Raw genomic sequence first — 14,575 nt, forward strand, 5'->3', positions numbered from 1 at the left:
CTGATGGAGCTGCACATGAACCCATTCAAAGGCCGGCATTTTCAGCGTGACATCATTCTGTGGGCCGTACGCTGGTACTGCAAATACGGCATCAGTTACCGTGAGCTGCAGGAGATGCTGGCTGAACGCGGAGTGAATGTCGATCACTCCACGATTTACCGCTGGGTTCAGCGTTATGCGCCTGAAATGGAAAAACGGCTGCGCTGGTACTGGCGTAACCCTTCCGATCTTTGCCCGTGGCACATGGATGAAACCTACGTGAAGGTCAATGGCCGCTGGGCGTATCTGTACCGGGCCGTCGACAGCCGGGGCCGCACTGTCGATTTTTATCTCTCCTCCCGTCGTAACAGCAAAGCTGCATACCGGTTTCTGGGTAAAATCCTCAACAACGTGAAGAAGTGGCAGATCCCGCGATTCATCAACACGGATAAAGCGCCCGCCTATGGTCGCGCGCTTGCTCTGCTCAAACGCGAAGGCCGGTGCCCGTCTGACGTTGAACACCGACAGATTAAGTACCGGAACAACGTGATTGAATGCGATCATGGCAAACTGAAACGGATAATCGGCGCCACGCTGGGATTTAAATCCATGAAGACGGCTTACGCCACCATCAAAGGTATTGAGGTGATGCGTGCACTACGCAAAGGCCAGGCCTCAGCATTTTATTATGGTGATCCCCTGGGCGAAATGCGCCTGGTAAGCAGAGTTTTTGAAATGTAAGGCCTTTGAATAAGACAAAAGGCTGCCTCATCGCTAACTTTGCAACAGTGCCCCACAGACACATGTAACCTCATCTGGCGCCTCCATGCCGCTGACGCGGCATCCGGAAGTTTCCCATGCTGTAGACCTTTAACGTCAGCTTTGTGCTGTGAGTTCAGCTAGTCTCAGTGCTTCATCGCGAAATTCCGGCGTGTACTGTTTACGGGCCGTTTTGCAGGTTTATGATGGTTTTGTCATGAGTAATCGCCTCTGGTTAAGAGTTTACTCACTTAGTAGCGGGTCCACTAATTGTGGGCGGGTTCAGAATAAACCAGAGAACACCCTCAACCAGACTCCTCATTTTGGTGCATTTTTTCGTACCTTGCCCCTTCATTGCGCAATATAAACCACGCCGAATCCCCACAACATACCCCGCAGCCGCTCAGTCTTGGTAATTTATTAATTGGCATGATTGGTGCTTAAACATTGTTGAACAAACAACCACAGAGACTCCACTATGAAAACGATGTTACGCATTGCCTGTCTTGCTGCACCTGTAATGTTGAATGTGGCGCAGGCGTCCACACTGCAACCGGGTAACCTGATCATTGGCTCTGACCTGACTTATCCGCCTTATAATTTCCTTAAGCAGGACAAACCGGCGGGTTTTGATACTGAGTTTATTGAGTTAATTGCCTCCCCGTTAAAGCTGAAACCGGTCGTTAAAGACACGCGTTTCGCCAGCCTGATCCTTGGCTTAAAAAGCAATAAGTTCGATGTTATCGCTTCAACACTCTATGTCACGCCGGAGCGCGCGCAGCAGGTGGATTTTCTGCCTTATATGAAAACCGGCGGCTCTTTATTGGTGATAGCCGGCTCGGCTTTCCAGCCGCAGAAGCCCGAAGACCTGTGCGGCAAACGGGTGGCATCAATTAAAGGCGGAGCCTGGATTGCCCGCCTGAATAAGGTGTCTACCGACTACTGCCAGTCTAAAAGCCTTGGCGCCATATCAGTGCAAGAATTCCCGACCTCGCCAGAAGCAACTCAGGCCCTGCTGTCGGCGGCGGTTGATGTGCAATATGAGGATGCCGCAGTTGCAAAAGCGACATTAGAGAAAACCGGGCAGCGCCTGAAAATTTCCTCTCAACAAATGATCTATCCCGTGGTGGTGGGGCTGGCGGTCAATAAAGACAACCCTGAATTATTGAAGGAACTGAAAGCATCCTTGGCGCAGAGGGTGAGCGATGGCAGCTACCGTGCGCTGTTGCAGAAGTACAACCTGCAAATGCCGGGTGCCGATGAAATATCGAAAGCGCTGGCAGGTAGTCTTTGACGGTTATCATCCCCCGGAGGAAACATGCATTTTGACTGGCGTTACCTGATAAGTTTATTCCACTACGCAGATTTCTGGCGTGCCAGTTGGCTGGTAGTGCAACTGAGCGTGATGACGTGGCTCGGGGGAATTGTGCTGGGCTTAGGCGTGGCGCTGGCTAAACAATCGCGTAACACCCTGTTGCGAAATGCGGCAGGCTGCTACATCTGGTTATTCCGCAGCCTGCCGTTGCTGGTGTTACTGATCTTTATTTTTAACCTGCCACAAATTTTCCCGACAACCAGCGGGTTACTGTCGAATCCATTCGCAGCCGGTTTGCTGGCGCTGATTCTTAGCGAAACCGCCTATATTGCGGAAATCCATCGTGGTGGATTGTTGTCAGTTCAGCGCGGGCAGTTTGAAGCAGGACGGGCGCTGGGGCTCAATAATACCCAGATCCGGCTAAGCATTATTATTCCGCAGGCATTACGTATCTCTCTACCAACGTTGGTGAATGAATTTATCACCATCGTGAAAATGACTTCGCTGGTGTCGGTTATCTCGCTGTCAGAAATCCTGATGGTGGGTGAACGCCTTTATACTGACAACTTCAAGGTGATGGAGACCCTGCTGGCGGTGGCCTTCTATTATGTGCTGATCGTTACGTTGTTCGAGCGCCTGTTTGGCTGGCTGGAGCGCCGCTGGGATGTGCTGAATCGTAAGCCCGCACCGTTTGATGTGGCGCAGGCTCGCGCCAGCTTGCCAGTACAGCCCGTTGCCACGCGCAAAAGCCACAGCGCATCGGCAAAACCGATTTTGAAGTTAACTGGTCTCAGTAAGTCCTTCAATGGCAAGCCGGTACTGAACAATATCAACCTCAGCGTGAAACCTGGTGAGGTGATCTCCATTATTGGCCCGTCGGGCTCAGGAAAAACCACGTTGATCCGCATGATCAATGGTCTGGAAAAAATGGATCAGGGTAGTGTTGAGCTGCTGGGACGTGCATTTATTCATGCAGGACAGCGCGAAAACGCACTCCCTTACCGTGCCCAGATAACCCGGCTTGGAATGGTTTTTCAGGGCTTCAACCTGTTTCCCCATAAGACAGTGCTGGAAAACCTGATGCTGGCCCCGCGACTGCATAACCTCGATAACCCTAATGATCTGTATAAGCGCAGCCTGGCCATGCTTGATAAAGTTGGCATGCTGGAACACGCTACGAAATACCCCCATCAATTATCAGGCGGACAGCAACAGCGCGTGGCCATCGCCCGTACTCTGGTAATGAAGCCCGCAGTGGTGCTTTTTGATGAGCCAACCTCGGCACTCGATCCGGAGCGAGTCAGCGAAGTACTACAGGTGATTGAAAAGCTGGCGGAAGAGGGGATCACCATGCTGATTGTAACCCACGAGATGAGGTTCGCGTTCACCATTTCCGACCGGGTGGTGTTTATGGAGCAGGGGCGTATCGAAATTGATGCGCCGCCGGAAGAAATTCGCCAAATGCGCAATCACCGGATCCTCCGCTTTATCGACGATATGGCTACGGCCTGAGGAGATTGTATGAAAGGATCTGCCGGGGAATCAGGCGCATTGTTCATTGAAATTCCTGAACATATTGATTTAACCGGGCTGCCTGCATTTGAGCGTATATCCATCCTGCTGCGTGAAAACATCATCAGCGGCAATCTGGTAGCTGGGCAGGCGCTGGGCGAAATTGAACTGGCGGCATTATGCGATAGCTCGCGTAACACCCTACGTGAGGCATTGCGTTTTCTGCATGGCGAAGGACTGGTGAATTATCACCAGAATCGCGGGGTCTTTGTTCGTCAGCTTGATAAGCGCGATATCCGCGACATATTCAAAGCTCGCCGCCATCTGGAAGTACTGGCGTTAACGGTCAACACGCCTATCAGCGATTTTCATCTGGCGCGGATGGAAAAGCATCTGGATAACGCTGCACAATCAGCGGCGGCGTCGGAATGGCGCAGCGTCGGTACGCACAGCCTGCGATTTCATCAGAGCATCGTACAGATGCTGGGATGCGAGCGTTTTAATGATTTTTTCAGTGTGTTACTCGCGCAGTTGCGTCTGTTGTTTTGCAGCGGCGCCGGGGAGCGAGATTTCCAGTTGCCATGGATCGCACGCGATCGCCAAATCCTGGCCTTACTGAACCAGCAACAAAGCGAGGCAGCCTGCCGTGCGCTAATCGACTATCTCGATTACTCAGAACGACAGTTAACGACCAACTTTAGTCACCCAATTACCTATGGAGAATCTTACTGATGGCGAATTATCCTGCAGCGTATCAGAGCACGTCCGGCTCGGCGTTAGACGTTGACCGCGATTTCTACAAAGCGCTTGCCGAAGGCCCGCGTGAGCTTATCACCTCTCATCTGATTCCAATTCGTACTGGCTTTGCCTGGGAAGTTCCCGCCGGACATCTATTCCGGATTACCACGCCGGAAGGACCGCAGGTAGGGGATTTGAATATCTGGAACCGCCGTGACCCACGCGAAAGAATGTGGGTATCCCGTACCCGCCAATTACAACGGGCGCACCTGTCGACTTACGATCGACTCTGGTCGAATTTGCCGTTTATTCGTCCGATAGCGACCATCACCGCAGATTCGCTGGCGGATTATGGTATCGACAGCGACGGCGGCCGCGTACATGACCTGATGGGAACACGTTGCGATCCCTATGTAAATAAATTACTGACTGGCGAAGATTTCGATTTCCATTGCCATTCCAACCTGGTACGCGCTGTACAGCCCTGGGGACTGACAGAATTTGATGTCCATGACGTGATGAATGTATTCCAGTGCACCGGCCTGAATGACAATGACCAGTATTTTATGAAAGCCTGCCCGGCGAAGAAGGGTGATTACCTTGAGTTTTTCGCCGAAATCGATCTGTTATGTGCACTTTCAACTTGTCCGGGCGGCGATTTGTCGCTACCGATGTGGGGCGAAGAGGCGCAAGACACGCTGAGGGTCTGCCGTCCGCTTGGGGTGGAAATTTATAAGCCGCAGGCGGACCTGGTTGCCAACTGGACGCCGCCGGTTTCACCGGACTACCGTGGTAATCACGGTATGCAACTGAAGCCAGTTGCCTGGTAATACCATAAAAAACCCGCTGATAAAGCGGGTTTTTTTATCATCACGACGCCATGGGATCGGTATCTCTGTGTATGTCGGCCAGCATTGTCCCTGCCGTCACCATCTCACCAGCAGCGGCCCGAAGAGTAATTCGACCAGCGCAGGGCGCATAGAGCTGCGTTTCCATTTTCATCGCTTCCATCATGGCGATGGGGTCGCCTTCGCTAACCTGCTGGCTTTCTTCGACATGCCAGCTCAGTAAAACACCCGAAATGGGGGCTTCTACCACGCCTGCGTTCACCCGCAAGGGCCGTGCGGGCTGCGCATCCGGCTGTGTAACGCCATTCAGCAGCGAATCCGGCAGCCCCAGGGCAACACGCTTTCCATCGAGTTCTATCCAGACACACGTCAGGCTTTCTTCCCGTGCAGGCAATGTCCGGTCTGCCAGCGGCAAATCGACAGCAAAATCAGTTTCAATCCAGCGTGTATGCACAGAAAAAGGCGCGGTAATGAAATCCGGCTCCTGCAGGGCAGCGCGGTGGAAAGGAAGAACGCTTGCCAGCCCTTCTATTTTGAATTCAGCAAGAGCGCGTCGAGCTCGCGCAAGCGCCATTTCGCGCGATCGCGCCCAGACGATAAGTTTTGCCAGCAGAGAATCAAAAGTGGGCGGCACTGTCGAACCGGTCCGGACTCCGCTGTCCAGACGGATACCAATGCCGGACGGCGGTGAAAAGTCACTGATCGTGCCGGAAACAGGAAGAAATCCACGCGCAGGATCTTCGGCATTGATACGAAACTCAAAAGCATGGCCGTGCGGAGGCGGAGTTTCGGTATTGTCCAGCCGTTTGCCCCGGGCGATCTCCAGTTGGGCGATGACAAGGTCAATGCCAGTGGTTTCTTCCGTCACAGTGTGTTCAACCTGCAGGCGGGTATTGACCTCAAGGAAGGAGAACTCCCCTTCCGGGCTAAGCAGAAACTCGACGGTACCAGCGCCGCAGTACGCTGCTTCGCGACACAACTCTCTGGCTGCATCATGAATACGCTGACGTTGTTCATCACTGAGAAAAGGCGCGGGCGCTTCTTCAATCAGCTTTTGGTTACGGCGCTGTAACGAACAATCGCGCGTGCCTAGCACCTGTACGTTGCCATATTTGTCTGCCAGCACCTGCGCTTCAATGTGACGCGGCCTGTCTAAAAACCGTTCAATAAAACATTCGCCACGGCCGAATGCGGTCACCGCTTCGCGCACGGCTGAGACATACAGTTCTGGAATGTCCTCTCTTCGCCATACCACTTTCATTCCCCGTCCGCCACCACCATAAGCGGCTTTGATCACCAGCGGCAGGCCATATTGCTCGGCAAATTTCATGACGTCATCTACGCTGTTAACCGGATCCTGAGTTCCTGCCACTAACGGCGTGCCGACACGTTTTGCCAGCTGACGTGCTTTCACTTTGTCGCCCAATATATCAATGGCTTCTGGCGAAGGGCCAATCCAGCACAATCCCGCGGTAATGGTGCCAACTTACTGATTTAGTGTATGATGGTGTTTTTGAGGTGCTCCAGTGGCTTCTGTTTCTATCAGCTGTCCCTCCTGTTCAGCTACTGAAGGCGTGGTGCGTAACGGTAACAGTACTGCCGGACATCAGCGCTATCTCTGCTCTCACTGCCGTAAAACATGGCAGCTACAGTTCACTTACACCGCTTCTCAACCCGGTACGCATCAGAAAATCATTGATATGGCCATGAATGGCGTCGGATGTCGCGCCAGTGCACGCATTATGGGCGTTGGCCTCAACACGATTTTACGTCACTTAAAAAACTCAGGCCGCAGTCGGTAAACTCACGCATACAACCGGGCAGTGACGTCATTGTTTGCGCGGAAATGGACGAACAGTGGGGTTACGTCGGCGCTAAATCACGCCAGCGCTGGTTGTTTTACGCGTATGACAGGATACGGAAGACGGTTGTGGCGCACGTATCCGGTGAACGCACGCTGGCCACGCTGGAGCGTCTTCCGGGCCTGCTGTCGGCCTTTGAGGTCGTGGTATGGATGACGGATGGCTGGCCGCTTTATGAATCACGCCTGAATGGAGAACTGCACGTTATCAGCAAGCGATATACGCAGCGCATTGAGCGGCATAACCTGAATCTGAGGCAACATCTGGCAAGGCTGGGACGGAAGTCACTGTCGTTCTCAAAATCGGTGGAGCTGCATGACAAAGTCATCGGGCATTATCTGAACATAAAACACTATCAGTAAGTTGGAGTCATTACCGCCAGAGCTCAGGTAAATTACCGGCTGCGCGCCAGCGCAGCCAGAATAGTGCGTTCAGAAATATTCAGGTAGGTTTCAAGGGTGGCAGCGGCGTTACCGTTTTCACCCGCTTTCAGCAACAAAATTATCCCCGCGTTTTTCTCCACATAGGGTGAATGCAGCATCTCTTTATCTGCCAGTTGACCAAAGGCCAGGCGTAATTCGGCTGAAATATGCTGGTAAAGCCGCATCAGACGCTCACTGTCTGAAAGTGCGACAATGGCTGCATGGAATTGCATATTCGCGGTGCCAACCTCCCCCCAGTTTTCCTCCCGCAAAGCGCGACGCGCCTCGTTAACAGCACGCTCCATCATGGTAATCGCCGGGTGGTATGGGTAAGCATTACGCAATGCATCACATTCAATCAACCGCCGGATGCGGTAAATATCTATGATATCGGCATCTGTGGGTACCGCCACACACACGCCCCGGTTTGGCTGGTAACGCAACAGCCCTTCCTGGGTAAGCAAACGAAAAACTTCACGCAACGTGTTACGGGAAATATCCAACTGGCTGGTTAATTCCCTTTCCGAGAGGCGGGCACCAGGCAGTAACTCTCCAGCAATAATTTTCTGACGTAATGCCTGAGCAATCATTTCACTCAGTACAGGCTCTGCAGGTTCTCTCATCTGCCTCTCACTAACGGGGGACAAGCGGCAATATTCCCATAATCCAGAAGAAGCAGCAACTTATCCTCACCCCTTCCCGGCATTATTGCTGGCATAGCCGCGAACAACGCACCAGGCCGGTGCATGCAGTGCGTCATTGCTGTGCACAGTTGTTCTTGCGTGTTATCTCACTCTTTTAAAACCATGCATTAACAAATATTTTACATTCGTATTTTTTCCACTACGATCAATATTGTTCATCAATTTATCTATAATTGATGAACAATGAAATAACTTTAACCCAACAATGGAATGGTTTTTGCTTAACAACATGACATCCCCCCGACTGGAGTGCATGCAATGGCAGTTGATAACATCAATCAGCATAAAAGCTTTGTTCAAAACCGGCGTTCATCTCTTCTCGCCGCCATTTTTCTGATGGCGACTTCCGCCATTGGCCCGGGTTTTATTACTCAAACCGCCACCTTCACCGCCACCCTGGGTGTCGCATTCGCGTTCGGTATTCTGGCTTCTATCCTGATTGACTTTGTCGTACAGCAAAATATCTGGCGCGTGGTAACCCTGACACAAATGAATGCAGCAGAGGTAGCAAACCGGGCAATACCGGGCAGTGGCTACCTGTTGGCTGTGTTGGTTATCTTTGGCGGACTGGTGTTCAACATTGGCAACATCGCGGGCGCCGGTTTAGGGCTGAATGCCTTGTTTGGCTTGAGCCCTAAACTGGGTGGGCTTATCAGCGCAGCTATTGCGATTTATATTTTTGCTTCACGCCGTGCTGGTGTAGCGCTTGACCGCATGCTTATTGCGCTGGGGGTTGTCATGATAGTGCTGACACTCTACGTGGCACAGGTTTCACACCCACCATTGGGCATGGCACTACGTGAAACCGTGTTCCCTAGCAATATTAACTTTGCGGCAATCACCACTATTGTTGGCGGTACTGTCGGGGGTTACATCAGTTATGCGGGTGCTCACCGCCTGCTCGATAAGGGCATCAGCGGCAAAGAACACATCAAAGAAGTTTCTTCGGCGGCCAACCGCGGGATTATTGTGGTCGGCATCATGCGTTATGTGCTGTTTCTGGCTATTTTTGGCGTGGTTGCCAGTGGTGTCACCATTGATCTCTCCAGCCACAATGCAAACCCGGCTTCTCAGGCATTCCTGGCCGCAGCCGGTAATGTGGGCCTGCGTATTTTCGGTATTGTATTGTGGGCCGCAGCACTTTCCAGCGTGGTAGGCGCCGCATGGACATCCGTTTCTTTTATTTCCGTTTTCCGCCCGGGGATTACTGAGCGCCAGCGCAATATCGCCACTCTGATATTTATTGCATTCACTCTGGTTGTGTATCTGTGCCTGGGTACAGCCCCCGCAGCTCTGCTGGTGTTTGCTGGCGGGTTCAATGGCCTGGTGCTTCCCCTGGGGTTAACTTTATTCCTTTGGGTTGGCTGGCGCCGGGCAGACCTGATGGACGGTTACCGTTACCCACGCTGGTTGCTCTGGCTGGGGATGATAACCTGCATCATGACCTGGTATATGGCCATCATGTCGGTTTCCACTATTTTTAATTTCCTGAAAATTGCATAAGGCTGCCTATGAACACCATTGATATTAACAGCGATCTTGGCGAAAGCTTTGGTCAGTGGCATATGGGTGATGACGCACGCATGCTGACTGTGGTGAGTAGCGCAAACATTGCCTGTGGGTTCCATGCCGGTGACCCGGCCGGGATGCGGGCCACACTCAAAGCCGCCGCAGCCAACCAGGTGTGTTGTGGCGCTCATGTGGGTTACCCGGATATACAGGGCTTTGGCCGCCGGGAAATGAATATGGCAGATGACGACCTGACTGCTAGCGTAATTTACCAAATTGGCGCACTGGCGGGCCTCGCCCGTGCGGCGGGCACCAGAGTGAGTTATGTCAAACCCCATGGAGCGTTATACAACACAATTGCACACGACAGGCGCCAGGGCATGGCAGTCATTAATGCGATTAAAGACTATAACGCCAGTTTACCACTAGTGGTGCTTGCCGGTTCTCCTCTTGCACAGCTTGCTCGCGAGCAGGGGTTGCAGGTTGTGGCTGAAGCCTTTGCCGACCGGGCCTACCATCAGGACGGTACGCTAGTTTCACGCCGGGAAGCCGGTGCTGTGTTGCACGATACACAGGCCATTGCCAGCCGTATGGTGCAACTGGTGCGCGAAGGCGGTGTAGTGTCAGTTGAAAGTGTGTTCACGCCCATCTCTGCCCAAAGTATCTGCGTGCATGGTGATTCCCCTGGTGCCGTCGAGATGGCAATCAAAGTGCGGGCTGCACTGGAGCAGGAAGGTATCCAAATTGCGCCTTTTTGCCCGGGAGAACAGCAATGAACATTAATTACCCTGCAACACCACAAGCACTGGAAGAGGCGGCACAGGCTCGCCTGCGTATTCGTAAGGGTTACGACAAACCCACCGCCGGGATGGCGCCAGGCATGACCCAAGTGAATATGATAGCCCTGCCACGCGACTGGGCATTTGATTTTCTGCTCTACGCGCAGCGCAACCCACAAAGTTGCCCGGTGCTTGATGTCCTCGAAGCCGGGCAATGCCACACTATGCTGGCAGCTGGAGGCCGTGTGGATACGGACATACCGCGTTACCGGGTATGGCGTGATGGTGAACTGGCTAAAGAAGTGACCGATGCCCGGGAAATCTGGCAAAGCCACCCGGACCTGGTCACTTTTTTGATTGGCTGCAGCTTCACATTCGAAACACCACTGATGCAGGCAGGCATTGATGTCCGCCATATCAGCGAAGATTGCAATGTGCCGATGTACCGAACCAATCGCCCCTGCCGTGAAGCTGGCAGGCTGAAAGGCGAACTGGTGGTCTCCATGCGGCCGGTTCCGGCTCATCAGGTTGCTGATGCCGTCACTATTACTGCCCGTTACCCGGCCGTCCATGGCGCACCGGTACATATTGGTGAACCGCAGGCGCTGGGTATTCAGGACATCAACAAACCAGACTTTGGCGACCCGGTGACACTCCGCCCTGGAGAAATACCAGTGTTCTGGGCCTGTGGCGTTACCCCACAGGCAGCAGTGATGGCATCACGGGTGCCATTTGCTGTAAGCCATGCCCCTGGCCACATGTTTATCACCGATATTCCGAACGCCGCCTGGCAACAATAATAAGGATGTAATGTGCGATTTTTACCTTGCAGCCTGTCCAGTTTTTTAGTGGAGCTGGGCACTCTTGATGACACGCTGGCTTTGTTCGCCGCCTTGCAGGCTGCGCCATTGTCAGGAGTGGAAGAGATCATTCCTGCAGCCCGTACCCTGCTTATCCATTTTGACCCAACTCTCACCCAGTGCCACCAGTTATCTGCTGCCATTCGCCAGCTCGACGGACAGATGCAAGCTCAGCGCACAGGTAAAGTAGTCACCATCCCCGTTCAGTATACTGGTGATGATTTGGCCGAGATGGCGGAATACCTCGGGTTGAGTGTTGAGGCGCTCATTCAGCGCCACACCGGCTCTTTGTGGCAGGTGGCCTTTTGTGGTTTTGCGCCAGGTTTCGCTTACCTTGTTTCTCGTGAAGCCGGTATCCAGGTTCCCCGCCGCGCAAGCCCCCGCACCCGTATTCCGGCGGGTTCTGTTGGGCTTGCCGGAGAATTCAGCGGTATTTACCCCCACGCAAGTCCCGGTGGCTGGCAAATAATTGGCCGCACCACAGAAACACTGTTTGCCCTGGACAGGCAGCCGCCCGCGTTATTGCAACCCGGCATGCAAGTGCAGTTTGTCGATGTCACGCGCGCCCCGGTCTGTGTGCCGGTGGTAAAACCACAGCCCCTCCAACAATCAGCTTCCGGTAGCGCAGTGATGTCAGTGATATCACCAGGTTTACAAACCCTGTTTCAGGATGCCGGGCGCGCAGGGCAGTCAAGCATGGGGATATCCCCTTCGGGTGCACTTGACCAGGCCGCTTGGCGGCGCGCCAACTGGCTGGTTGGCAACCCTGGTCACCTGCCCGCACTGGAAATTACTGCCGGTGGGTTCAGAGCCCGTATTTGTGCCCCAATGGTCGTTGCGCTAACAGGCGCGCCCTGCCCGGTCATGGTCACCCGTGCAGACGGCGCACATTTTACCGCCAGCACAGAAGCGCCACTGGCACTTGAAGCAGGCGACCAGTTACGACTGGGAGCGCCAGCACGCGGCGTGCGCAGTTACCTGGCACGCCGTGGCGGCTGGGCCGTTACACCACAACTGGGCAGTGCCTCACGCGACACGCTGGCACAAGTTGGCCCGGAACCGTTACAGGCTGGGGTTAAATTGTATGCAGGCACCACGCCGCCATACAGTGCGGTACAGCCTGCTGTCATCGGCCTGCCTTCATTACCGGCACCCGGCGAGACCATCACGCTGGATATCATCCCTGGGCCACGCTGCGACTGGTTCAACGACGAAGCGCTGGACCGGCTCACCAGCCAGTGCTGGCAAGTCACGCCACAATCTAACCGCATTGGCCTGCGGTTACAGGGCGAGTTACCGCTTACACGCAGTGACAACCGCGAATTACCCAGTGAAGGAACTTGCATTGGTGCCATCCAGGTTCCGGCGAACGGGCAACCGGTTCTGTTTCTGGCCGACCACCCGTTAACCGGTGGTTACCCGGTGATTGGTGCTGTCGCCCACTACCATCTTGATATTGCGGGCCAACTCCCGCCCAACTGCCAGATTCGCTTTCGGGCCATTCACCCTTTTACTGTTTTTGAGGAGTATAAATAATGAGCGCTGTTGCTACCGTTCCCCCACACAAAGTGCTCGTCGCGAACCGGGGCGAAATTGCGGTTCGCATTATCCGGGCCTGCCATGAATACGGTTTTGCCAGTGTCGCGGTCTATGCTGACCCGGACGTCGACAGCCTGCATTGCCGCCTGGCTGGTGAAGCCTGGGCATTACCCGGGTCCAGCCCGGCAGAGACTTACCTGAATATCGAACAACTGATCGACGTTGCCCGCCGCAGTGAAGCCACAATGGTGCACCCAGGTTACGGCTTTTTGTCTGAGCGGGCTGAATTCGCCCGTGCCGTGGAAGCCGCCGGGCTTATCTGGATTGGCCCACGCCCGGAAACCATCGAGCAATTGGGTGATAAAGTCCAGGCGCGGAAAATTGCCATGGCAGTTGGTGCACCGCTGGTTAAAGGTACGCCAGACCCGGTTTCTTGCGCGGAGGACGTTATCCGCTTTGCCGATGAACACGGCCTGCCCGTTGCTATCAAGGCTGCCTTTGGTGGTGGTGGGCGCGGGTTGAAAGTAGCGTGGTTTCGGGAGGAAATCGCCACACTTTACCAGTCAGCCGTCAGTGAAGCGCTGACAGCCTTCGGGCGCGGGGAGTGTTATGTTGAACAGTATCTCGACCGCCCGCGCCATATTGAAGCGCAGGTTATCGCCGACGAGCAGGGCCACGTAGTCGTGGTGGGTACCCGCGACTGCTCTCTGCAACGCCGCAACCAAAAACTGGTAGAAGAAGCCCCGGCGCCTTTTCTCAGTGCTGAAATCGAAGCACAAATTGCCAGTGCCGCGCAGTCCATTTGCCAGCGTGCCGGTTACCGCAGCGCAGGCACGGTAGAGTTTTTGCTGGGTGCCAATGGTGTGTTGTCGTTTCTTGAAGTCAATACCCGTTTGCAGGTTGAACACCCAATAACTGAAGAAACCAGCGGTCTGGATCTGGTCAAAGAACAGCTACGCGTTGCCCATGGGTTACCACTGAGTATTACCACACCACCAGTGCCGCGTGGCCACGCCATTGAACTGCGGATTAATGCAGAAGACCCGGCGAAAGGTTTTCTCCCGGTGCCGGGTACGATTACACGCTTTGATCTGCCAGGAGGACCAGGGGTACGCGTGGACAGTGGTGTCACCCATGGAGACACTATTTCTGGCTTCTATGATTCACTGATGGCGAAACTGGTCATTTGGGCACCAGACCGCGACCAGGCGCTGGCGCGTGCGCGCCAGGCAGTCAAAGCCTTTCGCATCGAAGGAGTGGCATCAGTGCTGCCTTTCCATGAAGCGGTACTCCATTCCCCGGATTTTACTAAAAGCTTTAGTGTTCATACGCGCTGGATTGAGACTGATTTTTCTGCTGAGCTTGCTGAACAGGTACGCCCTTTACCCCCAGGTAACTCCCCGCTACAACGTTGCTGGATTGAAATTGATGGGCGGCGCCATCAACTGGCTCTCCCGGCCAGTTTCCAGGCTGCCTCCGGTAGTGCTGTTCCGGCAAGTCTGGCTGAAACACCCCAGGCATTACAGGTTGCCGGTGCAGTAACTGCGCCCATCTCCGGCATTGTGCAGCGCTGGCTTAAAACTTCCGGCGAAACCGTCAGTGAAGGCGAGACTCTAGCAGTAATGGAAGCAATGAAGATGGAAGTACCGGTACTTGCTGCCCGCAACGGAGTGCTGTCAATCCAGATTGCTGCAGGAGAAAGCTGCCAGCAGGATGGTGTGTTGGGTAAGGTTACGCCCTGACCCAGGC

13 protein-coding genes are annotated in these 14,575 nt (G+C 54.0%); 11 read left to right on the top strand and 2 right to left on the bottom strand.

What is annotated here, in order from left to right:
• Nucleotides 1-15 precede the first annotated feature (15 nt).
• The 5 genes from OGV85_RS19105 (at nt 16) to OGV85_RS19125 (ending at nt 5,133) form a co-directional block, all read left to right on the top strand.
• On the top strand, nt 16-720 hold the full coding sequence (locus OGV85_RS19105; protein ID WP_001067855.1) for an IS6-like element IS26 family transposase: 705 nt from the start codon (nt 16-18) through the stop codon (nt 718-720).
• A 496-nt stretch (nt 721-1,216) separates the two neighbouring features.
• The gene (locus OGV85_RS19110; protein WP_004186996.1) at nt 1,217-2,032 is read left to right on the top strand and encodes an ABC transporter substrate-binding protein; all 816 of its coding nucleotides are present in this window, start codon (nt 1,217-1,219) and stop codon (nt 2,030-2,032) included.
• A gap of 24 nt (nt 2,033-2,056) precedes the next feature.
• Entirely contained in the window at nt 2,057-3,565 is a 1,509-nt protein-coding gene (locus OGV85_RS19115; protein ID WP_004186997.1) for an amino acid ABC transporter permease/ATP-binding protein, read from the top strand.
• A 9-nt stretch (nt 3,566-3,574) separates the two neighbouring features.
• On the top strand, nt 3,575-4,297 hold the full coding sequence (locus OGV85_RS19120) for a GntR family transcriptional regulator (protein WP_004186998.1): 723 nt from the start codon (nt 3,575-3,577) through the stop codon (nt 4,295-4,297).
• Nucleotides 4,297-5,133 carry a DUF1989 domain-containing protein gene (locus OGV85_RS19125; RefSeq protein WP_004186999.1) on the top strand — a complete coding sequence of 279 codons (837 nt, stop codon included), beginning with the start codon at nt 4,297-4,299 and terminating at the stop codon, nt 5,131-5,133. Before OGV85_RS19120 ends, OGV85_RS19125 begins: the two co-directional genes overlap by 1 nt.
• Nucleotides 5,134-5,173: 40 nt before the next feature.
• On the opposite strand, the gene OGV85_RS19130 is transcribed toward OGV85_RS19125, so the two are convergent.
• Nucleotides 5,174-6,565: an ATP-binding protein gene (locus tag OGV85_RS19130; RefSeq protein WP_353655414.1), complete on the bottom strand. Its 1,392-nt coding sequence runs from the start codon at nt 6,563-6,565 to the stop codon at nt 5,174-5,176.
• Between the two features lie 112 nt (nt 6,566-6,677).
• Between OGV85_RS19130 and OGV85_RS19135 the strand changes: the two genes are divergently transcribed.
• A protein-coding gene (locus tag OGV85_RS19135) for an IS1 family transposase (protein ID WP_235413781.1) occupies nt 6,678-7,375 on the top strand; the annotation gives its coding sequence in 2 pieces (ribosomal slippage) (nt 6,678-6,927 and nt 6,927-7,375; 699 coding nt in all).
• Nucleotides 7,376-7,407: 32 nt separating this feature from the next.
• Here OGV85_RS19135 and OGV85_RS19140 read toward each other — a convergent pair.
• On the bottom strand, nt 7,408-8,058 hold the full coding sequence (locus OGV85_RS19140; RefSeq protein WP_004181705.1) for a GntR family transcriptional regulator: 651 nt from the start codon (nt 8,056-8,058) through the stop codon (nt 7,408-7,410).
• Nucleotides 8,059-8,397: 339 nt separating this feature from the next.
• Between OGV85_RS19140 and OGV85_RS19145 the strand changes: the two genes are divergently transcribed.
• The 5 genes from OGV85_RS19145 to OGV85_RS19165 are packed head-to-tail and all read left to right on the top strand — an operon-like array spanning nt 8,398 to nt 14,568.
• On the top strand, nt 8,398-9,642 hold the full coding sequence (locus OGV85_RS19145) for an NRAMP family divalent metal transporter (RefSeq protein ID WP_286553851.1): 1,245 nt from the start codon (nt 8,398-8,400) through the stop codon (nt 9,640-9,642).
• 8 nt (nt 9,643-9,650) lie between these two features.
• Nucleotides 9,651-10,424 carry a LamB/YcsF family protein gene (locus tag OGV85_RS19150; RefSeq protein WP_004181708.1) on the top strand — a complete coding sequence of 258 codons (774 nt, stop codon included), beginning with the start codon at nt 9,651-9,653 and terminating at the stop codon, nt 10,422-10,424.
• Nucleotides 10,421-11,227: a putative hydro-lyase gene (locus OGV85_RS19155; protein WP_004187003.1), complete on the top strand. Its 807-nt coding sequence runs from the start codon at nt 10,421-10,423 to the stop codon at nt 11,225-11,227. Before OGV85_RS19150 ends, OGV85_RS19155 begins: the two co-directional genes overlap by 4 nt.
• 12 nt (nt 11,228-11,239) lie before the next feature.
• Nucleotides 11,240-12,823 carry a 5-oxoprolinase subunit B/C family protein gene (locus tag OGV85_RS19160; RefSeq protein ID WP_004181711.1) on the top strand — a complete coding sequence of 528 codons (1,584 nt, stop codon included), beginning with the start codon at nt 11,240-11,242 and terminating at the stop codon, nt 12,821-12,823.
• Nucleotides 12,823-14,568, top strand: a complete 1,746-nt coding sequence (locus tag OGV85_RS19165) for an acetyl/propionyl/methylcrotonyl-CoA carboxylase subunit alpha (protein ID WP_004187005.1) — start codon at nt 12,823-12,825, stop codon at nt 14,566-14,568. The genes OGV85_RS19160 and OGV85_RS19165 overlap by 1 nt, the downstream gene beginning before the upstream one ends.
• The last annotated feature ends 7 nt before the right edge of the window (nt 14,569-14,575 follow it).

This window comes from Citrobacter sp. Cf132, assembly GCF_030333885.1.
Classification (GTDB): domain Bacteria; phylum Pseudomonadota; class Gammaproteobacteria; order Enterobacterales; family Enterobacteriaceae; genus Citrobacter; species Citrobacter freundii.

What these genes read in the sequence shown, in the direction of transcription:
- OGV85_RS19105 (WP_001067855.1), top strand. Translation starts at nt 16, where the DNA reads ATGAACCCATTCAAAGGCCGGCATTTTCAGCGTGACATCATTCTGTGG.
- OGV85_RS19110 (WP_004186996.1), top strand. Translation starts at nt 1,217, where the DNA reads ATGAAAACGATGTTACGCATTGCCTGTCTTGCTGCACCTGTAATGTTG.
- OGV85_RS19115 (WP_004186997.1), top strand. Translation starts at nt 2,057, where the DNA reads ATGCATTTTGACTGGCGTTACCTGATAAGTTTATTCCACTACGCAGAT.
- OGV85_RS19120 (WP_004186998.1), top strand. Translation starts at nt 3,575, where the DNA reads ATGAAAGGATCTGCCGGGGAATCAGGCGCATTGTTCATTGAAATTCCT.
- OGV85_RS19125 (WP_004186999.1), top strand. Translation starts at nt 4,297, where the DNA reads ATGGCGAATTATCCTGCAGCGTATCAGAGCACGTCCGGCTCGGCGTTA.
- OGV85_RS19140 (WP_004181705.1), bottom strand. Translation starts at nt 8,058, where the DNA reads ATGAGAGAACCTGCAGAGCCTGTACTGAGTGAAATGATTGCTCAGGCA.
- OGV85_RS19145 (WP_286553851.1), top strand. Translation starts at nt 8,398, where the DNA reads ATGGCAGTTGATAACATCAATCAGCATAAAAGCTTTGTTCAAAACCGG.
- OGV85_RS19150 (WP_004181708.1), top strand. Translation starts at nt 9,651, where the DNA reads ATGAACACCATTGATATTAACAGCGATCTTGGCGAAAGCTTTGGTCAG.
- OGV85_RS19155 (WP_004187003.1), top strand. Translation starts at nt 10,421, where the DNA reads ATGAACATTAATTACCCTGCAACACCACAAGCACTGGAAGAGGCGGCA.
- OGV85_RS19165 (WP_004187005.1), top strand. Translation starts at nt 12,823, where the DNA reads ATGAGCGCTGTTGCTACCGTTCCCCCACACAAAGTGCTCGTCGCGAAC.